The organism is Mycobacterium sp. 1245801.1 (assembly GCF_001673055.1).
Taxonomy (GTDB): domain Bacteria; phylum Actinomycetota; class Actinomycetes; order Mycobacteriales; family Mycobacteriaceae; genus Mycobacterium; species Mycobacterium europaeum_A.
The window spans coordinates 26,225-48,909 of record NZ_LZKY01000204.1; the positions used below are offsets into that span (position 1 = coordinate 26,225).

A 22,685-nucleotide genomic window follows, 5' to 3' on the forward strand; every position below is an offset into this window, starting at 1 on the left:
TCGAACGCTGCTGCCGGTAAACACGCGACCCCTCCATGTCGGGCGACGGTACTCACGGGCATGGTCGGTGACAATTCAGTGCGCTGGGCGGTGTGGACTAGTTCCGGTTAGCCGCTTTCGGCGGCGTACTGGTCCCGAAGACTCTGCAGCACAGCCTTTTTGGCCTGCCCGAATTCGCGCGCCTCGGCCACGACCGACGCGATCTCGCGTTGCTTGGCCAGCAGGAACTTCTGAAACTCACGCGCCCCCATGGGCGTATCGAGGGCGAGGTCCGCCTGGTGCACGGTCGCGTGGTCGATCTGTTCGGCGATGGAGTCCAGCCGCCTGACGCTCTCGCGCGCCGCATCGTGAGCGCTGGAAAGCACCTCGTTCAGCAAACGGTCGGCTTCGGACGCGGCGCCATGCTGACTCGCCAGTGCCGAGCGCCGCGCCTCGACGGCCTCTAACGAAGGTCCGGGTTGTTCCGGCATCGGCTCACCCTTCTCGTCGTGCCCGCGTCACCGGGCGCTCGTGTTCTGTCATATCGGTCGGCGGATCGCAACGTTGTTGCCCAGTCGGCTGATTCGCACCGAGGCACCCGAATAGGGCGCCTCCACAACGAGGTTGTTCCCGATGGCCAGCTGCACGTGACCGGCGTGCGGAAACACCAGATCCCCGGGCCGCACTTGCGTGCGGGCCACCGGGATACCGTCGTTGATCTGTTGATAGGTGGTGCGATCCAGGTGAATACCGGCCTGGGCGTAGCTCCACTGGACCAGGCCCGAACAGTCGAACTGGTCGGGTCCGGTCGCGCCCCACACGTACGGTCGGCCCAGTCGGGACAATGCCGCACGCACCGCCACCGCCGCTCGGTCGGCCGGCACGCCCCGCAGCCCCGAGATGCCCAGCCGCCGCAGCCGATAGCGCAAGGCGAGCAGTTCCGCATGGCGCCGTCGCGCGCGCAGGCGGGCCGACACGACGTGGGCCCGCTGCGCCCGTAGCCGAGTCGCGCGCCGCCGCAGCGCCTCTCGCTGGGCCAGCGGCGTCGACGGCGTCGTGGCGGCATCGGCGAGGGCCGCGTCCAGGACCGCCCTGGTCAGCTCGCGGGCCTGCGCCCGGTCGCGGTGCGCGCCGGCGATGATGTCACCGGCCGCGGCGTCGGTGCCGGCTGCCGCCGTGAGGCGTTGCCGGCTGTGGTCGACCGCGAGTTGGTAACCGCCGTGCGCCATCGTGTTACCCAACCGGGCGGCGCGCTGCAACACGTTGAGGTGATGCCCGGTCGCCGTATCCAGGGATGACGGCTCGGCGCGGCCGGCGAACAGTTGATGGGCCCGGCTCAGCGCCTCGACGTCGGCGTCATTCATGATGTCCCCCCGTCGTCGTCCTGGCTCGCACCTTCTGGTTGCGACTCGACGGCGTCGGTGAAGGCGCGCACGCGGGGGAGGGCGCCCGGCGGGATCGCTCCCCGGTTGCGGATGTCCCACATCTCGTCGACATCGACGCCGACGAGTGCGGCGATGACGGTCTCCGGCAATGACGACTGCGTGCACGCCCGGTCGAAGCGGGCGCCCAGGCTGTTCGGCATCCGCTTCAACAGCGCTGCGCGGGTCGCCTCCAAGGCCTGCAAATGCTCCATCAACCGGCCGGTCGAGTCGGCCCCGGCACCCAGCGCCACCCGCCAGGAGCTGGCGGCCAGCATCTCGGCCTTCACGCATTGCGCGATCACAGACAGAATATACGTCTCATATTCGTTTGATGTTGTCGCAGGCAGTCGATCGATGACGGATTTGAGGGCGTCGAGCTGTGCCTCGGCATAGCCTTCCAGCACTTCCGTGTCGCTGTGGCGGTCGACCACGACCGGCCCGCTGCGCCGCGCGGGCACCGGGGCGGGCGGCTGGGCGGCCATCAAACGCGCCAGCTCGGCCTCCGGATCGGCGGCCACCAGGAGCCGCGAATAGGTGCCCGGTGGCAGGCCAAGGCCGTTCTCGATCTTTTGAACTGTGCTTTTGTGCGGCTTGCGGGCGCCGCGCTCCAAAAAGCTCAGTCCCATGATGCTGACCCCGGTCGCGGCGGCGAGATCGGCTAGTGACCAATCGCGCGATTCACGCAACGCGCGGATAGCCGCACCAGCGGATTCACGGGTCACCGCACGCTCCGGCCATGGGCCGGATATTACACAGAGGCGGTCGTGGTTATCGGTTTATACGTTTCTGTCACGTTTCTCTTGCGCCGCGCGCCACCATCTGTATACGCTTCTGTCTACGTTTCACGCTCGACAAGGAGACCGACATGGGACACCCCTGCGCAGCCAACCCGGAACTTTGGTTCGGCTACCCCGACGACGACGGTGGTGACGGCGCCGCGAAGGCGCGCGCGTACGAGCGGTCGGCCACCGAGGCGCGAATCCAGTGCCTGCGCCGCTGCCCGCTGGCGCAGCAGCGTCGGTGCGCCGCACACGCCATCGCGCACCGCGAGGAGTACGGCGTGTGGGCGGGCGTGAAGCTACCGGGCGGCCAGTACCGCAAGCGGGAACAGCTCGCGCACGCCCACGAGGTCCTGCGACGCATCGCCTCCGGCGAGATCAATGCGCGACAGCTGCCCGAGAACGCGGCGCTGCTGGCGCGCCACGAACACGAGGCCGTCGCGGTGCCCGCGGTCGTGCTACACCTACCGTTGGCGCAAATCAAACCCCGTTCGGCCGCCTGACAATTCGGCGACACCCGGGGCGGCAGTTTGCTGAGCCGGTCAATGGGGTAGTCGGGGTCGGCAGGACCAGTCTGTCGACCCAGAGGCGCACCCATGACGTTCGACCTGACCCCGACGGCAGCACAGCACGACCTTGCCAGGCGCACACACGAGTTCGCCGAAGAATGCATCCGTCCGGTAGCGCTTGAGTATGACCAGCGCCAGGAGTTCCCGTGGCCGGTGCTGGAGGAGGCGGCTCGGCGCGGCTTTTACAGCCCGCTGTTTTACCGCGATCTGATCGGTGATCCGACCGGCATCTCCCTACCGATGTTCATGGAGGAGCTGTTTTGGGGTTGTGCCGGGATCGGTTTGGCGATTGTCATGCCGGCGCTGGCACTGTCGGCGATCGGGCAAGCCGCGTCTCCCGAGCAGATGCTGGAGTGGGCGCCCGAATGTTTCGGCACCCCAGGCGATCTCAAGCTCGCGGCACTGGCGATCTCGGAGCCCGAGGGCGGCAGCGATGTGCGCAACCTGCGTACCCACGCGCGTCGCGACGGTGACGACTGGATCATCGACGGCCATAAGATGTGGATCGGCAATGGCGGCATCGCCAACGTGCACGTGGTCAACGCCGTGGTCGACGAGGAGCTCGGCCACCGCGGTCAGGCCTTGTTCGTCGTGCCCGGTGGCACACCGGGCCTGAAGCTGGTGCGAAAGCTGGACAAGTTGGGTTGCCGGGCCTCCCATACCGCCGAGTTGCTCTTCGAAGGTGTGCGCGTTCCCGGAGCGAATCTGCTTGGCGGACAAGAGAAGCTGGAGCACAAGCTCGCCAAGGCCAGGGAGGTGGTGGCTGGCGGCAAGCGGTCCGGTTCGGCGACGCTGGGCACCTTCGAGCAGACCCGGCCCATGGTCGCCGCCCAGGCCATCGGCATCGCGCGTGCGGCACTCGAATACGCCACCACGTACGCCACTGAGCGCGAGGCCTTCGGCGGGCCGATCATCGACAACCAGGGCATCGCCTTCCCGCTGGCGGAGCTGGCCACCCAGATCGACGCCGCGCGGCTGCTGACCTGGCGTGCGTCGTGGATGGCGGCCAACAACGTTCCCTTCGAGCGGGGAGAAGGTTCGATGTCGAAGATGGCCGCCAGCGAAGTCGCGGTGAAGGCCACCGAACGTGCCATCCAGACCATGGGCGGCTGGGGCTACATCACCGACCATCCCGTCGAGAAGTGGTATCGGGATGCCAAGCTGTACACCATCTTTGAAGGCACCAGCGAGATCCAGCGGATGGTCATCTCCAACGCGCTGGGCGCCGCCGTCGGGACCCCGCCGCTGCATGTGGTCCTCGAGCCGTCCGGGGGAGCGCTGAACCGGGTCTTCGGGCGCGGCACCCCGTTGCGGTCACGGGCCGCCGATAGCGCGCTGTCGATGAAGGATCGGGTGCCCGAGCCTGTCATGCGGCTCGCCATGAAGGTGCTGCGGCCCCCGCGCAAGTAGGGACGCCGGGTACGGTCGCGGATGACGGCGCTGCGTGCGGGCCCCGCGACGGAGGATGGACGATGAGCAACCTAGAGGTCGCCCCGGCCGAACTCTCCTGTGCCGCTGCACAACACTCGGACACCCCCACGATGGTGGAAGTGCTGCATCCGCGCGAAGTGCCGTTGGGCGGCCCGAGGGCGATTCGGGTGCAACGCACGCTTCCGCAACGGCAGCGCTCACTCGTCGGCGCGTGGTGTTTCGTCGACCATTACGGGCCGGTGGCCGCGCGGATGGATGTGCCGCCGCACCCGCACACGGGACTACAAACCGTCAGCTGGTTGTTCAGTGGGGAAGTGGAGCACCGCGACAGCGCCGGCGTACTCGCGGCCGTTCGGCCCGGCGAGCTGAACCTGATGACCGCCGGGGCCGGCATTTGTCATTCGGAAGTGTCGGTGGATTCCGGCGCCCCCTTGCACGGTGTCCAGCTCTGGGTCGCGCTGCCCGCCTCCGACCGCGACACCGGGCGAGACTTCGCCCATTACACACCGCCGCCCGTGGCATTGCCGGGCGCGCGGGCGCACGTCTTTCTCGGTGAGCTGGCCGGAAGCCGTTCGCCGGTACCAACATTCACACCGCTATTGGGCGCCCAGATCGAACTCGACCCCGGGACCACGCTGGACGTTGACGTCGACCCGACCTTCGAGCACGGGGTGCTCTGTGACTTAGGGACCGTGCGCGTGGACGGGACGGCCCTGACGATCGCCGACCTGGCGTATCGAAGCCCCGGGCCGGCGCAGCTGCAGATGCACAACGCGGGGGAGGGGCCGGCACGAGTGCTGCTGCTCGGCGGCGCGCCCTTCACCGAAGAGCTGGTGATGTGGTGGAACTTCGTCGGGCGAAGCCACCAGGACATCGCCGAGTACCGCAGATTGTGGGAGGACGCCGACGATCGATTCGGCGCCGTCCAGGGCTACCGGGGAAACGTCGCCCGGCTGCCCGCGCCACCGCTGCCGACCGTTCGGCTCCGGCCACGGCCAGTACCGCAAAGGAAGGGAAATACAGATGACAACCGATAAGACCGGCGCCGAAGCCACGGTGCGCCTCGAGGACGGGAAGTACACGATCGCCGTCGACGGTAAGACGGTCGGGCTGGCCGATTTCGCCGACCGTGGCGATCAGCGCGTCTTCTACCACACCGAAATCGACCCGGCGTACGGCGGACGTGGGCTGGCGACCATCCTGGTCGAGGAGGCGCTCAACGAGGCGCGCGACGAGGGTAAGCGCATTGTTCCGGTGTGCTCGATGATCGGCACGGTGCTCAAGAAGCATCCCGAATTCAATGACATCACCGATCCCGTCACTCCGGAGATCTCCCGGTGGGTGCGCTCGTAAGGGGCAGGTGATAATCGTGGTTGGTTGCACCATCTTTGCACGTGGTTGAAGCGGGCACTTACTGCGGCCCGTCCCCGAACCACACTCTTACACAATGCTGGCAGGTGCGTAAAGAAAGGCAAGCGGCTATCTCTTCGAGAGCACTCAGATTGTCATATGCGGATTGCAACTAGTTGGCTTCGTCAGGTTTTGGCCACCCCCACCGTTTCCACGAGTTCGAGCGGCGTAGAGCGGCCAGCTCGTCGCAGACGCGCGCCGTGGTTGGCTTATCCGCGAATAGCTCTTCGACATCGCTCAGGTTTTGCGACAACCAATGGGCCTGGTCCACTGGCTGGATCTGTCCTGCGTCGTCGCCCCGCCCTAAGTACTGACGGATGAGTGAAAGCGCGAACCCGTCGGGGTCGGCTTGCAATACTGGTACTGCAACGAAATAAATAATGCCGCGGTCATTAACGATATTCCATTTGAGCACTTCACTCGAGAACATAATTGATGCGTCGATCTCCGCAAGACCTCGGTTAGACGAATCCGTGATCCTATATTTGGGGTTCAGATAAAGAACGCTGGCATAGCGAACGATGAATTCTAAAAGCGTCTTCATCGCTAACCTCCAATCTTGGGGGGTATGAGCGTATAGCCGTCGGTTACTTGATATCCGTGCGCCTTGAGGTAGTCGAGCTCGGCAGCCGTATATGTCTTGTCCAAAACCCTATCGATAGGAGTCGATAGTCTAATGGTGTCCCGATTCGCGATTGCAATGTCGAGGACATGCTGGTTTGCCGCAAGTCGCTCAACTGGTGTGGCGGAGTTCCATGCATCCCCGATGTCGAAGTAGCTTGCGCCCCGCTGTTGAGCGACGTCGATGTACGAAGGTCCGCCCTGCACCGGATTGTTATACGGTCCGAGGACGGTTTCGCCACTGCCGGTCAGATGCTGTTCAGATAGCGCTCGCAACTCGGGAGGCATGTAGCGCAGGGGGTCGTCGAGGATGAATTCCGGATGCGCTGGGTCAATCGCAACGGGCGGTGGGCTGTCGGGCAATACAGGTGCGTGAGGCCCAGCTGGCGCATGTTCGACCGGTGCGTCAGCGGCCGGCGGAGCGTGCTCGACCGGAGGCGGCTCAAGAGGATGCGTGCCGGGGACGGGTTCACCTCCGACCCCAGGTGCACCGTGCGGGGGGAGATCCGCCTCGGCCAGGGCGCCACGCAATTCTGGCCCGGTCATGCCACTGGCCGTCAGACTTTCGGACGTCAGGCCCTCAAACGCTTCTCGACCGAATAGCGCCTTCGCGCCTTGTAAAAGCGCCTCCCCGCCGGCCTTCAGCCCCGGCCCCCCGACCGCCAGGGTGATGGCGGTCCATAGCGGTTCGGGGGTGGCTTCCACTTGCCCGGGATCCGGTGTGCGCATGCCGGTCAACTTGCCGCCGTTGAAGCTGTAGTAGGTGCCGGTGGCCTGGTCAAAGAACTCGCCCGATCCGTTCTTGAGCTGGCCGATTACCTGTACGGGCTGTCCCTTGTCGTTGTAGGTGAACATGAAATGCCCGTCGGGGGTGATGCTCACCGACGCGAGATCGATGCCGGTGTAGTCGGGTATCTTGCGCAGGTCGTCGAGAGCCTTCGCAAGATCGTCCTTGAGCTTGGGCAGCTTGGCATTGGCGGCCTCGGCTTCCGGCGACCCTGGGCCGTGGGTGTACGCGTCGGCCGCGGCCTTATTGAGAGCGTCCCGCGCAGCACGTACCTTGGCCAGCTGGTCCGCCACCGCCTGTTTGGTGACTTGGCGGATCTCCGCCAGCGCGGCTTGTTGGGCGGGAGACGGCGGGGCGACACCGTCAGCGTCGGCGCCGTGGAGGGGCGCGCCGTCATACCCTTCGGCGTGAAGGCTATCCAGCGACTTCTTAAGGCCGTCGGAGTAGCCGTTGCGAATTGACTGCAGTGCGGCGAGCGCCGCCTTGGTGTCCCGGACGGCGTCGTCTTCACACGTGTTGATGAACGCATGCACTGCGTCCTTGTCGGCGGCGGTGAGGCTTTTGTCGTTGTTCAACAGGTTGACGGCCTGCACAACCGAGTCCGAGATGCTCTTCAACTGCGCGTCCAGAGCAGCGATCCGCGCCGCGCCGGCCTTCTGTGCGTCGGCCAACGCCGCGGCGATGTTCTCTAGGTCCGCTCCGATCTTGGGTAGCTGCAACGACTGCGCTCCAAGAGATTTCACCACCCGCTGGACTTCTTCGGAGTCGTTGATCGGATGACCGCCGTCCTGGTGGTTCCAGGCGGCTTCGAAGCGGCTGCGGGCTTGCTGGAAGGCGTTGTCAGACTCCGCGGTGCATCGGCCCGCGCGATGAAAGGCAGCGGCTAGATTCGAGATGTGCAACGGGCTGCCCGCCTGCAGGCTTGCATTAATCGCCCAGGGGTCGCCGCCAGCTTCGGCGACAAGCGCCTTCTCATCTATATAGGGAAGTCCCATGACACCGTCGATGACTCGCTTGCTTTAGGCAGCTCATCGCGGACAGAATTTCCACCCCGTACTGAGCTGTGAATAAGCGTACTAATGCGGACACCGAGGTCAATTCACTATGCGCCGCCGGGGCGCGATACCAGGGAATGTGCCGATAAGCGTTCCGTCCGTACGTTCTTTCGTGACGGTGGAAGCCGAGATCTAATGAGCCGTTGTCCGCTCCAGCGCGTACAGCGCCATGCGCCGGTTCGGCATGTCGTGTTCACCGAGGAATTCGCAACCCAGAAACTCGCAGAGCCGACGCACCGTCGTGTTGCGATGGTCCGGGTCGAACATAATCCGTTGGCACGCAGGGTCATTGACGATGATGCTGGCGATCACCTTGCGAAGTATCAGAGGGCCCAGGCCGCGGTTCACCATCTCCTCGTCCGCGATCGCCCCGTGCAGCCCCAGATCATGTGGCTGGCTGGGGTAACACCGGGCGATGGAGTCCTTGGCGGCCCGGTAGATCTCCAGGTATGCGCGATCCACACCCTTGATGCTGAGGATGAGCGGCCGCGAGTATGCGCCCTCGACCTGGGCGCGCAGATGGGTACGCCAACGGGCCACCGGCCAGTTGTACTCCCAGGTGGTGGCCAGATGCGGCCGGTTCATCCACTCCGCCACCATTTCCGCGTCCGGACCGTCGGGGTCGGCAACGCGAATCGTGTTGGGCCACGCCAATTCCGGTATCGGCGGGGGAGGAGCCTTGCGGACCGCCTCGCTGATGTCCGTGAGCTCCCGCGGGAGCACAGCCCCTGGGAGGCCGGTCGTCATGAAACCGCCGGCCTCAGGTGGCAAGCTGCCGGCCCACCTCGAGTCGCCGGAGCTTGCCCGAGGAGGTACGCGGCAGCGAGCCTGGCGGCATCAAAACGACGTCGGCCGGGGTCACACCGCACACCGAGATGACCCGCTTGATAACGGCGCTGCGGGTCACATCATGGTCTGAACCCAGGAACTCCGCAGCGATGAGCAACCGGGACTGGGCGGCCCCGGACCCGGACCCGACCGCCACCACCGCGCCTTGCCGCACGCCCTCGACTTGTCCGGCGACCTGTTCGATTTCGGTGGGAAAGATATTGCGGCCGGCGATGGTGATGACCTCCTTGGAACGACCACAGATCGTCAGCTCGCCGTCCACCAGATAGCCGATGTCTCCCGTGCGAAACCACTGCGTGTCGAGACCCGCGGCGGAGCCGGCGTCGCCGAAATAGCCGTCCATCATGGAGGTTCCACGGATCTCGACTTCTCCGATCCGATCGTCCGGCGTGTTCTCGGCTGGGCGTATCCGTAGCTCCATGCCAGGGATCGGCCGGCCCAGCAGGGCATATTTCTGGCGGGTCCCGGACTCGGTGCGCTCGTCGATGCGCAATCCCGTTGCGGGTTCGGGCATCGTGACGGCGCAGGTCGACTCGGCCATCCCGTAGGCCGGGGTGGCCGCCGACGCCCGGAAACCGAAGGGCGCCATGGCCGTTGCGAACTGGTCGAATCCCGCGCAGTCGACGGGTTCTCCGCCGTTGACCGCAATCCGAAGTGGTCCCAGGTCGACGTCCGACACCCGGCCCGAGAAGCGACCGAGCGTGGCATACCCGAAGTTCGGTCCGGCGGTGAACGTCGCCGCGCTGGCCGAAAGCCATTCCGCCCAGCGCAGCGGTGCGGCGGAGAACGCGCCCGTCGGCGCCTGCCATAACGGCATCCCGCTCAGCGCACAGCTGAGCAGGAAGGCCAAGCCCATGTCGTGATAGATCGGCAGCCACGAACAGCCGCGATCCGACGAGCCGTCGAGCTGGAGCCGGTCGGCGATGCCGCGCATGTTGTGCAACACGGCGGCAGGCGATAAGACGGCCGTGCGCGGATCGCCGGTCGAGCCGGCCGTCCCCTGCAGGATCGCGTGATTCGATTCCGCCTGTCCGTGAGGGCTGTTCGATGTTTGGGCGCGGGCGGCCTCGCGGAGGTCGCAGACGGTCAAGGCGGACTCGGCATCGCCGAGAAGGCGCAACGTGGACCCGTGGCTGAGGACCATGCTGACCCCGACTCCGCTGAATCGTGCCAACGTGCTGTGCGCCCAATCGGAAGGATCGGCCCCGCGCCGTGGGCGCGGGAGGATCGATACCGCCGCGCCCGCCAGCCACGCGCCCTGAATGGCGGCGACCAGCTCGACGGTCGGCTCGCCGACCAGCCCCACGGCCCCGACGTGATCCTGCTGCAGCAGCCGCGTAGCAATGCGTTCGGCCATCCCGTGGACTTCGGGCCACGGGTACGCCGTCCATTGGTCGGCCGCTTTGTCCAGGACCACCAAGTCGTGCGGTGACCGGGTCATCGCCTCACGCATCGCGGCGGCAAGGACGTTCATGCGCGGGGTCCCGCGCCAATCAAATCGTTTGTGACCGTGACGGATTCGCGATTCAGGGGGCGGTCATCATGGCGGGTACTGACCAATTGATCTTCGAGGGTGCGGGGCACAGGGGGATTGGAGAAGGTCATATGCGGGGACCATACCGCGCTGATTTAGGTAAGGCTACCCTCACCACAAAGTGTGGGTTGTGTCACCGTCGTCGCCGGCGCCCGCCAGAATGAGTTGCGACCCCGTCGCGACGCTTCCTATTACTCACGGCGACAACGCTTTTACGCCCGGTCGCGTAGCTCCTGCCGGGGTGGCTATTTTGCCCGAATGCCCCGGAGCCGGTCTGAAATGATGGTCTTGTGCCTGACCCCTGCGCCCACTGTGGATTCACCTACGACCTGCGGTGCGCCGTAACCGCCGCCGACGACACGCGCGGCCGCGCGGCGGAAGTTGTTGCGCTTCTGTGTAATAACGGCGTCGACGTGCGGCGGCGTCCGCGGCCGGACGTATGGTCTCCGCTGGAGTACGCGTGTCATCTGCGAGATGTGCTGCTCGTGCAGCGCGAACGGGTGCTTGCAGCCCGGCGCGTCAACGGCGCCGACTGCGCGCCCATGGGTCGCGAGGAGCGCGCGGAGCACGAGGGGTACAACGAGCAGGACCCCACCGCGGTCGCCCGTCAACTCACCGACGCCGCAGCGCTATTCGGCAATGTGCTGACGCGGCTCTCCGCCGCGGACTGGGATCGCACGGTCGTCTATCACTATCCCGAGACCAGTGAGCGGTCGTTGCGCTGGGTCGCCGTGCACACCGTGCACGAACTGCAGCATCACCTCCTCGACATCCGGCGCCAATTCTGAGCCCCGGCGGGCAGGAAACCCGCTGGGCCGCCGAATCGCCCGGTTCTACGGTGCAGTAAGGACGCGTTGCGGCGGTACTGGGCCGAGGCGGACCGGTCACGATCTAGCGGCTTTATCAACCGTTTCGTTCGGGGATGTCGGGCAACAGCTCGACATCTGCATATAGTCCCCAACCCCGGAGTTCTGCCGCGGTTTCACGCACGCAGCGCTTGGCCCATCGTGGGTTGAGTCGGTTCAGCAGCTCATACTGCTTTGCCCACAGCAATCTGCGGGAGTCCTGCTGAGGGGCGCTGTGCCGGGCGGCGAAGAATCCGCCGACATCGAACGCGGCATCTTTGGCGAACCAATAGAGCGCCTCGTCGATGTCACCGACACGGTCGAATTTTTGCCTACCGCGCTCCCAGTAGTCGTAGTGATACCGGCCGTCGTCATCGATGTAGATGTTGCGGTCGTCGTTCTTCAACACGATGCCGACCTCGATTGCTGGAGCGTTCAGCATCGCTGCGAGGCGATTGACCTCGGCCTGCAATCGGGCAATCCTGCCATCGCCCATGGCGCCCGACTTTACGTCGCGCCGGCACATCCACCCCCACGCACGAAAAAAGTCACGACCTCTTGCGAGGCCGTGACTTTTCGTCGAACCGCTCTGTGGGCGAAGGGGGACTTGAACCCCCACGTCCCGAAGGACACTGGCACCTGAAGCCAGCGCGTCTGCCATTCCGCCACTCGCCCGGAAAAACAACCGATGGACCATATCACTCTAATGGCCCGATCCCCGAACCGCCGCAGCGGGCCCGCACAACGTCCCGCGCGCGCACCCGTTCGCCGGGAATGCGCTGAGCTGGGCCGATGCAGTTCTCACGATTTCGAAAGTGCCGCGGCGGCACGATGTCCCGATACCATGCGGGAGTGATCCAGCACCGGGGTGATTCGTTTGCCGTCCACCGGCAATACCTCATGGCAAGTGCACGCGAACGGTAGGACATGAGTAGCCAACGGGGGCTGGTTGCGCGGATCGAGCGCAAACTCGAGGCGACGGTAGACAATGCCTTCGCCCGGGTATTCGGTGGATCGATCGTTCCGCAAGAGGTCGAAGCCCTGTTATGCCGCGAAGCGCGCGATGGGGTGCAGAAGCTCCACGGAAATCGCCTTTTGGCCCCCAACGAATACATCATTACCCTCGGTATGCACGACTTCGAGAAGGTGAGCGCCGATCCGGATCTCACGTCGAGCGCTTTCGCGAGGTACTTGGCTGACTACATCCACGAACAGGGGTGGCAAACGTATGGTGAGGTGGTCGTCCGGTTCGAGCAGTCGACGAACCTGCACACCGGCCAGTACCGCGCCCGTGGTGCTGTCAACCCTGATGTTCAGCCCCGCCCGACGGTCGACGACCCCGTCCGGCCACAATCAAATAACGCGTTCGGCGAAGAACGAGGAGTAGCAGCAATGACTGACAATTCTGGCTACCGCGGGGCTCAGGGGCCGGGGCGGCCCGGCGACGAGTACTACGACGACCGCTACGGGCGTCCCCAGGACGAGGCGCGCGGTGGCCCGGACCAGCAGGGCGCACCCGACCAGCGGGGTGGATACCCGCCCGAGCAGGGGGGCGGCTATCCACCCCAGCAGGGCTACCCGCCGCCCCGGCATCCCGAGCAGGGCGGCTACCCGGACCAGGGCGGCTACCCCGATCAGGGGCATGGTGGCTACCCGCCTCAGCAGGGTTACCCAGACCAGCGCGGCTACCCCGACCACCAGGGTCAGGGCGGCTATCCCCCTCAGCAGGGTTACCCAGACCAGCGCGGCTACGCCGAACAGGGACAGGGCGGTTACCCGCAGTCCTATGAGCAGCGTCCGCCCGCCCCCGGCGGCTACGGCGGCCAAGGCTACGACCAGGGGTATCGGCAGGGCGGCGGCTACGGCCCGCCCGGCGGTCCGCAGGGCGGCGGTCAGCAGGGCTACGGCGGATACGGCGATTACGGTCGGGGTCCGGCCCGCCAGGACGAGGGCGGCTACGCCCCGCCGGAGCAGCGCCCGGCCTACCCCGAGCAGGGCGGTGGCTACGACCAGGGCTACCAGCAGGGCGGCGGATACGGCCGCCAGGACTACGGCTCGAGCGAGTACACCCAGTACTCCGAACCCGTGCAGGGCGGCACGTACGGCGGTCAGGGCGGCGGCTACCCCGAGGCGGCCAGCCCCGAGTACGAGTACGGCCAACAGGCGGAGTACGGCCAGCCGGCGGAATACGGCCAGCAGGCCGACTATGGGCAGCAGGCCGACTACGGCCAGCCCGCCGACTACGGCCAAGCCGCGGGCGGTTACGGCGGCTACGGCCAGGGCGGCTACGGCGCCGGCGGGACCACGATCACCCTGCAGCTCGACGACGGCAGCGGTCGCACCTATCAGCTTCGCGAGGGCTCCAACATCGTGGGCCGCGGCCAGGACGCTCAGTTCCGGTTGCCCGACACCGGCGTGTCACGCCGTCACCTCGAGATCCGCTGGGACGGACAGGTCGCGCTGCTCTCGGATCTGAATTCGACCAACGGCACCACGGTGAACAACGCACCGATTCAGGAGTGGCAGCTCGCCGACGGCGACGTGATCCGCTTGGGCCATTCGGAGATCATCGTCCGGATCCACTAAGCCACTGGGCTTAACGCTGCCGTGCTTCGCCCCGTGTCGACCGCCGTCCAAGTATCGTGACGTAGCCGATGTGCTCGGAGTCACGGGCACCAGGGATGCGACGTTAGGACGGAAAGGACGCCAGATGCAGGGACTGGTACTGCAGCTGACGCGCGCCGGATTTTTGATGCTGCTGTGGGTATTCATCTGGTCCGTGCTGCGGATCCTTCGGACAGACATCTACGCGCCCACCGGTGCTGTCATGGTGCGACGGGGATTGGCTTTGCGCAGCACGCTGCTACCTTCTCGTCAGCGCCGGCATGCGGCCCGTTATCTGGTGGTCACCGAAGGGGCGCTGGCAGGCGGACGCATCACACTGAGCGGACAGCCGGTACTGATCGGACGGGCCGACGACTCCACGCTGGTGCTCACCGACGACTACGCCTCGACGCGGCACGCCCGGCTGTCTCAGCGCGGCTCGGAGTGGTACGTCGAGGATCTAGGATCGACCAACGGTACTTACCTTGACAGGGCGAAGGTGACGACTGCGGTACGAGTTCCAATCGGAACGCCGATTCGGATCGGCAAAACGGCGATCGAGTTGCGCCCGTGACACTGGTTCTGCGATACGCCGCGCGCAGTGATCGCGGCCTGGTCCGCGCCAACAACGAAGACTCGGTCTATGCCGGCGCGCGACTGCTCGCGCTGGCCGACGGCATGGGTGGTCACGCCGCCGGGGAGGTGGCGTCCCAGCTGGTCATCGCCGCGCTGGCCCACCTCGACGACGACGAGCCGGGCGGCGACCTGCTGGCCAAGCTCGACCATGCGGTCCGCTCCGGCAACGCGGCCATCGCCGCGCAGGTCGAAGCCGAACCAGAGCTGGAGGGGATGGGCACCACCCTCACCGCGATCCTGTTCGCCGGCGACCGCATCGGGTTGGTGCACATCGGCGACTCGCGTGGCTACCTGCTGCGCGACGGTGAGCTCACCCAGATCACCAAGGACGACACGTTCGTCCAGACCTTGGTCGACGAAGGCCGGATCACCCGGGAAGAGGCCCACAGCCACCCGCAGCGGTCGTTGATCATGCGGGCGCTGACCGGTCACGAGGTGGAGCCGACGTTGACCATGCGCGAGGCGCGCGCCGGCGACCGTTATCTGTTGTGCTCCGACGGGTTATCGGATCCGGTCAGCGACGAGACCATCCTCGAGGCGCTGCAGATCCCCGACGTCGCCGAGGCCGCCTACCGCCTCATCGAGTTGGCGTTGCGCGGCGGCGGCCCGGACAACGTGACGGTGGTGGTCGCCGACGTGGTCGACTACGACTACGGGCAGACCCAGCCGATCCTCGCCGGGGCGGTGTCGGGCGACGAGGATCAGATGACCCTGCCCAACACCTCCGCCGGACGCGCCTCGGCGATCCGGCCGCGCGACGAGTCTGCCAAACGCGTTGCGCCGCAACCGGAAACACCGAATCGGCCGCGTTGGTCGCGCCGGAAGATGTTCCTGGCGGTCGGGCTGGCGGTGCTGTTGGTATTCGCCGGCCTCACCGTTGGATGGTGGGTCATCCAGCGCAACTACTACGTCGCGGAATACAGCGGCAAAATCTCCATCGTCCGCGGGATCCAGGGCACCCTGTTGGGCGTCCCGTTGCAGCAGCCCTACCTGGTGGGCTGCCTCAACACCCGCAACGAGCTGTCCCTGGTCAGCTACGGCCAATCCGGCCACTCCAACTGCCAGCTGATGACGCTGCAAGACCTGCGCCGCCCGGGACAGGTGCAGGTGCAAACCGGGCTGCCGGGCGGCAGCCTGGACCAGGCCGAATCGCAACTGCGGCAACTGCTGGCGGAATATCTGCTGCCGATCTGTCCGCCCCCGCGCGCCACGTCGCCGCCCGGATCGCCGGCCCCCCGCAGCGGAACACCAGAATCCGGCACCACCGCATCACCAGCACCGCCGACCTCCAGCTCTTCGAGCGCCAGCCCCCCACCGAGCACGAGCGCCAACGGCCCCGCGAACTCTGCGCCGGCAGGTCCGACGACCACGTCGCAGACAGTCACCGCGCTTCCCGGGCCGCCACTTCAACCAGGCATCGATTGCCGGACGGTGGCATGACGACACAGCTTCAGCCGCCGGTCGCGGTCACCCCCCCGTTGCCCACCCGGCGCAACGCCGAGTTGCTGCTGCTGGGCTTCGCCGCACTGATCACCGTCGCCGCGCTGCTGATAGTCGAAGCCAACCAAGAGCGCGACCTGCACTGGACCGCCATCAGCTACGGGCTGGTGTTCCTTGTCGTCTTCGGGTCCGCACACATGGCCATCCGGCGCTTCGCGCCCTACACCGACCCGCTGCTGTTGCCAATTGTGGCGTTACTCAACGGTCTTGGCCTAGTGATGATTCACCGCCTCGATCTGGTCACCAATCAGCTCAGCGGCCGGCACCACCCCAGCGCGACCCAGCAGATGCTGTGGACCCTGATCGGCGTGGTGACCTTCTCCCTGGTGGTCACGTTCTTGAAGGACCATCGGCAACTGGCGCGCTACGGCTACATCTGCGGACTGGTCGGCCTGATCTTTTTGGTGATCCCCGCCCTGTTGCCGGCATCGCTGTCCGAACAGAACGGCGCCAAGATCTGGATTCGCTTGCCCGGCTTCTCAATTCAGCCCGCCGAGTTCTCCAAGATTCTGCTGCTCATCTTCTTCTCCGCAGTGCTGATCGCCAAGCGCGGCCTGTTCACCAGCGTCGGTAAGCATTTCATGGGTTTGACGCTGCCCCGCCCCCGCGACCTCGCGCCCCTGCTGGCGGCGTGGGTGATCTCCGTCGGCGTGATGGCCTTCGAAAAGGACCTCGGCACTTCGCTATTGCTGTACACGTCGTTTCTGGTGGTGGTGTACCTGGCCACCCAGCGCTTCAGTTGGGTGGGCATCGGCCTGGTCCTGTTCGTCGCGGGAAGCGTTGTCGCGTATTACATTTTCGCCCACGTTCGGGTGCGGGTGCAGATGTGGTGGGACCCGTTCTCCGACCCCGACGGCAGCGGCTACCAGATCGTCCAGTCGCTGTTCAGTTTTGCCACCGGCGGCATCTTCGGCACCGGCCTCGGTAACGGCCAGCCGGACACCGTGCCCGCCGCCTCGACCGACTTCATCATCGCCGCGTTCGGCGAAGAGCTCGGGCTGGTGGGCCTGGCCAGCATTCTGATGCTCTACACCATCGTCATCGTGCGCGGGCTGCGCACGGCCATCGCCACCCGCGACAGCTTCGGCAAGCTGTTGGCCGCAGGTCTGGCGTCGACGCTGGCGCTTCAGCTGTTCATCGTCGTCGGCGGCGTAACCCAGCTCATTCCGCTGACCGGGTTGACCACGCCGTGGATGTCCTACGGCGGCTCGTCCTTACTGGCGAACTACGTGCTGCTGGCAATCCTGGTGCGCATCTCGCACAGCGCCCGTCGTCCCTTGCGCACCCGCGCACGCAACCAGCCGTCGATCGCGGCGGCCGGCACCGAGGTGATCGAGAAAGTATGAACGCCTCCCTGCGCCGGATCTCGGTGACCGTGATGGCGTTGATCGTGTTGCTTCTGATCAACGCCACGATGACGCAGGTCTTCGCCGCCGATTCGCTGCGTGCCGACCCGCGCAACCAGCGGGTCCTACTCGACGAGTATTCACGCCAGCGCGGCCAGATCGTGGCCGGCGGCCAGCTGTTGGCCTACTCGGCCGCCACCGACAACCGCTACCGCTTCCTGCGCGTCTACCCCAACCCCGCGGTGTACGCGCCGGTCACCGGTTTCTACTCGCTGCGCTATTCCAGCACCGGTCTGGAACGCGCCGAGGATCCGCTGCTGAACGGCTCCGACGAGCGGCTGTTCGGGCGCAGGCTGGCCGATTTCTTCACCGGGCGCGATCCACGCGGCGCAAACGTCGACACCACGATCAAGCCGCGGGTCCAGCAGACCGCCTGGGACGCGATGCAACAGGGCTGCGGCGGTCCGCCCTGCAAGGGCGCCGTGGTCGCCCTCGAGCCGTCGACCGGCCGGATCTTGGCGATGGTGTCGTCGCCGTCGTACGACCCCAACCTGCTGTCGTCGCACGATCCCGAGGTGCAGGCGCAGGCCTGGCAGAAGTTGCGGGACGACCCGGACAATCCGCTGGCCAACCGGGCCATCTCGGAGACCTACCCGCCCGGGTCCACCTTCAAAGTGATCACCACCGCGGCCGCGCTGCAGGCCGGTGCCTCCGACACCGAGCAGCTGACCGCCGCCCGTTCGATTCCGCTACCCAACAGCACCGCCACTTTGGAGAACTACGGTGGGGAGTCGTGCGGAAACGAGCCGACGGTGTCGCTGCAGCAGGCGTTCGCCCTGTCCTGCAACACCGCCTTTGTCCAGCTCGGTCTCCTCACCGGATCCGACGCGCTGCGCAACATGGCGCACTCGTTCGGGCTGGACAGCACGCCCAGCGTCATCCCACTGCAGGTCGCGGAGTCGACCATCGGGATCATTCCGGACGCCGCGGCGCTGGGCATGACGAGCATCGGGCAGAAGGATGTCGCTATGACACCCCTGCAAAACGCCGAGATCGCCGCGACCATCGCGAACGATGGGGTGACGATGCAGCCCTACCTGATCGACAGCCTCAAGGGGCCCGACCTGACCACCATCAGCACCACAGCACCCTATGAGCAGCGGCGCGCCGTGTCGCCGCAGGTCGCCGCTAAGCTAACAGAGCTGATGGTCGGCGCCGAGAAGGTCGCACAGCAGAAAGGGGCCATTCCCGGCGTGCAGATCGCATCGAAGACTGGTACCGCAGAGCATGGCAGCGATCCGCGGCACACCCCGCCGCACGCGTGGTACATCGCGTTCGCGCCCGCGCAGACCCCGAAGGTCGCCGTGGCGGTGTTGGTGGAGAATGGCGCCGACCGCCTGTCCGCGACGGGGGGTGCACTCGCCGCGCCGATCGGACGGGCTGTGATCCAGGCTGCGCTACAGGGAGGACCATGAGCCCGCGAGTTGGTGTGACGCTGTCTGGCAGATACCGCCTTCAGCGCCTGATCGCCACCGGCGGCATGGGTCAGGTGTGGGAGGCGGTGGACAGCCGGCTGGGCCGGCGCGTCGCGGTCAAGGTCCTCAAGCAGGAGTTCTCCCAGGACCCGGAGTTCATCGAGCGGTTCCGCGCCGAAGCGCGCACCACCGCCATGCTCAACCACCCCGGCATCGCCGCCGTCCACGACTACGGCGAGAGCCAGCTCGACGGGGAGGGCCGGACCGCCTACCTGGTGATGGAGCTGGTCAACGGTGAGCCGCTGAACTCGGTGCTCAAGCGCACCGGCCGACTGTCGCTGCGGCACGCGCTGGACATGCTCGAGCAGACCGGTCGGGCCCTGCAGGTTGCGCACGCGGCCGGCCTGGTGCACCGCGACGTCAAACCCGGAAACATCCTGATCACCCCCACCGGCCAGGTGAAGATCACCGACTTCGGTATCGCCAAGGCCGTCGACGCCGCACCGGTGACCCAGACCGGGATGGTGATGGGGACCGCCCAGTACATCGCGCCCGAACAGGCCCTGGGTCACGACGCCACCCCGTCCAGCGACGTGTACTCGCTGGGAGTCGTTGGCTACGAGGTTGTTTCGGGCAAGCGGCCGTTCACCGGCGACGGCGCCCTGACCGTGGCGATGAAGCACATCAAGGAACCGCCGCCGCCACTGCCCGCGGAGCTGCCGCCCAACGTGCGCGAACTGATCGAGATCACGCTGGTGAAGAACCCCGCGATGCGCTATCGCAGCGGGGGGCCGTTCGCCGACGCCGTGGCCGCGGTGCGCGCCGGCCGTCGGCCGCCGCGGCCCAGCCAGTCACCGCCTCCGGGCCGCGCATCGCCGGCGGCCATTCCGTCCAGCCCCACCACCCGCGCCGCCGCGGTGTCGCCGGGCCGCAGTGCCGCACCCCGCCGGTCGCGGCCGACCACGGGCGGCCATCGCCCGCCGCCGGCCAGGCGGACCTTCTCGTCGGGCCAGCGGGCCCTGCTGTGGGCCGCCGGGGTGCTCGGCGCGCTCGCGATCATCATCGCGGTGCTCATCGTTATCAACTCGCGGGCGGACCAGCAGCAACAGCCGCCGACCGTGACCGATACCGGAACCCCACCCGCGTCCGCGCCGCCGGCGAGCAAGACGCCGAGCGGTTCGGGGGCACAGCCCGGCATGCGGCTCAATTGGCCGGATAACGGGACAATAGGGACTTCCGGCTTCCACCACGCGCCGGCCCGACACGGAACACCGCAATGACCACGCCGCAGCACCTGTCCGACCGCTATGAACTGGGCGAAATCCTCGGCTTCGGGGGTATGTCCGAGGTTCACCTGGCCCGCGACGTCCGCTTGCATCGCGATGTCGCGGTCAAGGTGCTGCGCGCGGATCTGGCCCGCGACCCCAGCTTCTACCTTCGCTTCCGGCGCGAGGCGCAAAACGCCGCCGCGTTGAATCACCCGTCGATCGTCGCCGTCTACGACACCGGCGAGGCCGAGACGCCCACCGGGCCGCTGCCCTACATCGTGATGGAGTACGTCGACGGCGTCACCCTGCGCGACATCGTGCACACCGATGGGCCGCTGCCGCCGCGGCGGGCCATCGAGATCATCGCCGACGCGTGCCAGGCGCTGAACTTCAGCCACCAGAACGGCATCATCCACCGCGACGTCAAGCCGGCCAACATCATGATCAGCACCACCAACGCGGTCAAGGTGATGGACTTCGGCATCGCCCGCGCGATCGCCGACAGCGGCAACAGCGTCACCCAGACCGCCGCGGTGATCGGAACCGCGCAGTACCTGTCCCCCGAACAGGCCCGCGGCGATACGGTCGACGCGCGTTCCGACGTGTACTCCCTGGGTTGCGTGCTCTACGAAATCCTCACGGGTGAACCGCCTTTCACCGGCGACTCACCCGTTGCCGTTGCTTACCAACATGTTCGGGAAGACCCGGTCCCCCCCTCGCAGCGGCACGACGGCATCTCCGCCGACCTCGACGCCGTGGTGCTCAAGGCGCTGGCCAAGAATCCCGACAACCGCTATCAGACGGCGGCGGAGATGCGGGCCGATCTGATCCGGGTGCACAACGGCGAGAGGCCCGAAGCTCCCAAGGTGCTCACCGACGCCGACCGCAGCTCGCTGCTGTCCTCGGGGCCCGCCGGCGTCGGCCCGACGCGTACCGACCCGCTGCCGCGTCAGGTTCTCGCCGACGCGGGCGAGGACCGCAGCGTCGGTTCGGTCGGCCGCTGGATTGTCGCGGTGGCGGCGTTGGCCGTCCTGACGATCGTTGTCGTCATTGCTTTCAACACCTTTGGGGGGAGCGCCCGGGACGTGCAGGTGCCCGACGTGCGTGGGCAGGTGTCCGCCGATGCCATCGCGGCGCTGCAGAACCGGGGGTTCAAGACCCGCACATTGCAGAAGCCGGATTCGACGATCCCGCCCGATCACGTCATCGGTACCGACCCGGGCGCCAACGCGTCGGTCAATGCGGGCGACGAGATCACCATCAATGTCTCCACCGGCCCCGAACAGCGCGAGGTGCCCGACGTGTCCTCGCTGAGCTACGCCGACGCGGTCGCCAAGCTGAAGGCCGCGGGCTTCAGCAAGTTCAAGCAGGCCAACTCGCCGTCGACCCCGGAATTGCTGGGCAAGGTGATCGGGACCAACCCGCCGGCCAACCAGACGTCGGCGATCACCAATGTCGTCACCCTCATCGTCGGCTCCGGGCCCGAGACAAAGCAGGTCCCCGACATCGCCGGCCAGACCGTGGACATCGCGCAGAAGAACCTGACCGTCTACGGCTTCAGCAAGGTCACCCAGGTGCAGGTGGACAGTACTCGCCCGGCCGGCGAGGTGATCGGCACCAATCCGCCCAAGGGCCAGATGATTCCGGTGGACTCGGTGATCGAGCTGCAGGTGTCCAAGGGCAACCAGTTCGTCATGCCTGACCTGTCCGGCATGTTCTGGACGGACGCCGAACCGCGGCTACGGGCGCTGGGCTGGACGGGCATCCTGGACAAGGGCGCCGACGTCGACGCCGGCAGCTCCCAATCGCATCGGGTGGTGTATCAGAACCCGCCGGCGGGCGCCGGGGTCAACCGCGACGGCATCATCACGCTGAAGTTCGGTCAGTAGCCGTCGGATCGGCCGGGAAATACGGCCGCACCGCGGCGTGCACGTCATTCTCGAGCCGGCGCACCAACGTGTCGTCGCGCTCCCACCCGCAATCGGCGAGCCAGTTCGCCAGCATGCGGTGGCCACCCTCGGTGAGGATCGACTCCGGGTGGAACTGGACGCCGTGGATCGGTAGATCGGTGTGCCGCACGCCCATGATCACGCCGCTCGGGGTGTGGGCCGTAACCTGCAGCACCGGCGGCAGCGACTCGGGCAGGATGGTCAGCGAGTGGTAGCGGGTTGCGGTGAATGGATCCGGAAGACCTTGCAGCACACCGGCATTGGTGTGATGGACGCTGCTGGTCTTACCGTGCAGCAGTTCGGGGGCGCGGTCGACGGTGGCGCCGAATGCGACGCCGATGGCCTGGTGCCCCAGGCAGACCCCGAGCAGCGGCGTCCGCTCGGCGGCGCAGGCACGAACCATCGGAATCGAGGCGCCCGCGCGTTCCGGGGTGCCCGGCCCCGGACTGAGCAGCACCCCGTCGAACTGCCGGGCGACGGCGGACTGATCGGCGAGCCGGGTGTCGTCATTGCGCCAGACTTCGGCGTCCACACCCAGCTGACCGAGGTACTGCACCAGGTTGAACACGAAGCTGTCGTAGTTGTCGACAACCAGGATCCGCATCGTGTCAGGTTACCGTCCGC

The 22,685-nt window shown here is 66.6% G+C and carries 21 protein-coding genes and 1 tRNA gene; 12 read left to right on the plus strand and 10 right to left on the minus strand.

The genetic code is table 11. The annotated features are described in order from the left end of the window. Positions 1–107 precede the first annotated feature (107 nt). The 3 genes from A5622_RS12910 to A5622_RS12920 are packed head-to-tail and all read right to left on the minus strand — an operon-like array spanning position 108 to position 2,125. Positions 108–470, minus strand: coding sequence for a DUF4226 domain-containing protein (locus A5622_RS12910; RefSeq protein ID WP_066878880.1), 363 nt, complete (start codon positions 468–470; stop codon positions 108–110). A 48-nt stretch (positions 471–518) separates the two neighbouring features. After that, complete coding sequence (locus A5622_RS12915) at positions 519–1,343, minus strand: C40 family peptidase (RefSeq protein ID WP_066878882.1); 825 nt, start codon at positions 1,341–1,343, stop codon at positions 519–521. Continuing rightward, the gene (locus A5622_RS12920) at positions 1,340–2,125 is read right to left on the minus strand and encodes a helix-turn-helix domain-containing protein (protein WP_066878884.1); all 786 of its coding nucleotides are present in this window, start codon (positions 2,123–2,125) and stop codon (positions 1,340–1,342) included. Before A5622_RS12920 ends, A5622_RS12915 begins: the two co-directional genes overlap by 4 nt. 143 nt (positions 2,126–2,268) lie before the next feature. On the opposite strand from A5622_RS12920, the gene A5622_RS12925 reads away from it, so the two are divergent. The 4 genes from A5622_RS12925 (at position 2,269) to A5622_RS12940 (ending at position 5,535) form a co-directional block, all read left to right on the plus strand. Further along, a complete protein-coding gene (locus A5622_RS12925; RefSeq protein WP_066861759.1) occupies positions 2,269–2,685 on the plus strand; it encodes a WhiB family transcriptional regulator in 417 nt (138 codons plus the stop codon). A gap of 93 nt (positions 2,686–2,778) precedes the next feature. Next, positions 2,779–4,161 carry an acyl-CoA dehydrogenase family protein gene (locus tag A5622_RS12930; RefSeq protein WP_066861762.1) on the plus strand — a complete coding sequence of 461 codons (1,383 nt, stop codon included), beginning with the start codon at positions 2,779–2,781 and terminating at the stop codon, positions 4,159–4,161. A 62-nt stretch (positions 4,162–4,223) separates the two neighbouring features. Beyond that, positions 4,224–5,219 carry a pirin family protein gene (locus A5622_RS12935; RefSeq protein ID WP_066878886.1) on the plus strand — a complete coding sequence of 332 codons (996 nt, stop codon included), beginning with the start codon at positions 4,224–4,226 and terminating at the stop codon, positions 5,217–5,219. Further along, positions 5,206–5,535, plus strand: coding sequence for a GNAT family N-acetyltransferase (locus A5622_RS12940; RefSeq protein ID WP_066861766.1), 330 nt, complete (start codon positions 5,206–5,208; stop codon positions 5,533–5,535). The genes A5622_RS12935 and A5622_RS12940 overlap by 14 nt, the downstream gene beginning before the upstream one ends. Before the next feature lie 169 nt (positions 5,536–5,704). Here the strand turns inward: A5622_RS12940 and A5622_RS12945 are convergent, their stop codons facing one another. From A5622_RS12945 to mbtM, 4 genes are all read right to left on the minus strand, one after another. Continuing rightward, on the minus strand, positions 5,705–6,136 hold the full coding sequence (locus tag A5622_RS12945) for a hypothetical protein (protein ID WP_066878889.1): 432 nt from the start codon (positions 6,134–6,136) through the stop codon (positions 5,705–5,707). A gap of 2 nt (positions 6,137–6,138) precedes the next feature. Further along, positions 6,139–7,995, minus strand: a complete 1,857-nt coding sequence (locus tag A5622_RS12950) for a hypothetical protein (RefSeq protein WP_066878890.1) — start codon at positions 7,993–7,995, stop codon at positions 6,139–6,141. A gap of 192 nt (positions 7,996–8,187) precedes the next feature. Beyond that, positions 8,188–8,778, minus strand: coding sequence for a GNAT family N-acetyltransferase (locus tag A5622_RS12955; RefSeq protein ID WP_066861772.1), 591 nt, complete (start codon positions 8,776–8,778; stop codon positions 8,188–8,190). Between the two features lie 37 nt (positions 8,779–8,815). Beyond that, on the minus strand, positions 8,816–10,378 hold the full coding sequence (gene mbtM / locus A5622_RS12960) for a long-chain-fatty acid--ACP ligase MbtM (protein WP_066878892.1): 1,563 nt from the start codon (positions 10,376–10,378) through the stop codon (positions 8,816–8,818). A gap of 389 nt (positions 10,379–10,767) precedes the next feature. Here mbtM and A5622_RS12965 point away from each other — a divergent pair, with 389 nt between their 5' ends. Continuing rightward, positions 10,768–11,226 carry a DinB family protein gene (locus A5622_RS12965; protein ID WP_066861977.1) on the plus strand — a complete coding sequence of 153 codons (459 nt, stop codon included), beginning with the start codon at positions 10,768–10,770 and terminating at the stop codon, positions 11,224–11,226. 115 nt (positions 11,227–11,341) lie between these two features. Here the strand turns inward: A5622_RS12965 and A5622_RS12970 are convergent, their stop codons facing one another. Both A5622_RS12970 and A5622_RS12975 read right to left on the minus strand, forming a co-directional pair. Next, positions 11,342–11,779: an Imm63 family immunity protein gene (locus A5622_RS12970; RefSeq protein WP_066878894.1), complete on the minus strand. Its 438-nt coding sequence runs from the start codon at positions 11,777–11,779 to the stop codon at positions 11,342–11,344. Between the two features lie 96 nt (positions 11,780–11,875). After that, a tRNA-Leu gene (locus A5622_RS12975) sits at positions 11,876–11,958 on the minus strand. Between the two features lie 252 nt (positions 11,959–12,210). Between A5622_RS12975 and A5622_RS12980 the strand changes: the two genes are divergently transcribed. The 7 genes from A5622_RS12980 to pknB all read left to right on the plus strand — a co-directional run bounded on the left by A5622_RS12980 (position 12,211) and on the right by pknB (position 22,001). Next, positions 12,211–13,869, plus strand: a complete 1,659-nt coding sequence (locus A5622_RS12980) for a DUF3662 and FHA domain-containing protein (RefSeq protein WP_066878896.1) — start codon at positions 12,211–12,213, stop codon at positions 13,867–13,869. A gap of 124 nt (positions 13,870–13,993) precedes the next feature. Next, positions 13,994–14,461, plus strand: a complete 468-nt coding sequence (locus tag A5622_RS12985; protein ID WP_007771646.1) for an FHA domain-containing protein — start codon at positions 13,994–13,996, stop codon at positions 14,459–14,461. Continuing rightward, positions 14,458–15,963, plus strand: a complete 1,506-nt coding sequence (locus A5622_RS12990) for a PP2C family serine/threonine-protein phosphatase (protein ID WP_066861784.1) — start codon at positions 14,458–14,460, stop codon at positions 15,961–15,963. Before A5622_RS12985 ends, A5622_RS12990 begins: the two co-directional genes overlap by 4 nt. Beyond that, a complete protein-coding gene (locus A5622_RS12995) occupies positions 15,960–17,369 on the plus strand; it encodes an FtsW/RodA/SpoVE family cell cycle protein (protein WP_066861786.1) in 1,410 nt (469 codons plus the stop codon). The genes A5622_RS12990 and A5622_RS12995 overlap by 4 nt, the downstream gene beginning before the upstream one ends. Beyond that, positions 17,366–18,844, plus strand: a complete 1,479-nt coding sequence (pbpA, locus tag A5622_RS13000) for a D,D-transpeptidase PbpA (RefSeq protein ID WP_066861789.1) — start codon at positions 17,366–17,368, stop codon at positions 18,842–18,844. Before A5622_RS12995 ends, pbpA begins: the two co-directional genes overlap by 4 nt. Continuing rightward, positions 18,841–20,124 carry a serine/threonine-protein kinase gene (locus tag A5622_RS13005; RefSeq protein ID WP_066861792.1) on the plus strand — a complete coding sequence of 428 codons (1,284 nt, stop codon included), beginning with the start codon at positions 18,841–18,843 and terminating at the stop codon, positions 20,122–20,124. The genes pbpA and A5622_RS13005 overlap by 4 nt, the downstream gene beginning before the upstream one ends. After that, complete coding sequence (gene pknB / locus A5622_RS13010) at positions 20,121–22,001, plus strand: Stk1 family PASTA domain-containing Ser/Thr kinase (protein WP_066878898.1); 1,881 nt, start codon at positions 20,121–20,123, stop codon at positions 21,999–22,001. The genes A5622_RS13005 and pknB overlap by 4 nt, the downstream gene beginning before the upstream one ends. On the opposite strand, the gene A5622_RS13015 is transcribed toward pknB, so the two are convergent. After that, positions 21,979–22,665: an aminodeoxychorismate/anthranilate synthase component II gene (locus A5622_RS13015; RefSeq protein ID WP_066878900.1), complete on the minus strand. Its 687-nt coding sequence runs from the start codon at positions 22,663–22,665 to the stop codon at positions 21,979–21,981. The two genes, pknB and A5622_RS13015, sit on opposite strands and share 23 nt — an antisense overlap. Positions 22,666–22,685: the final 20 nt, after the last annotated feature.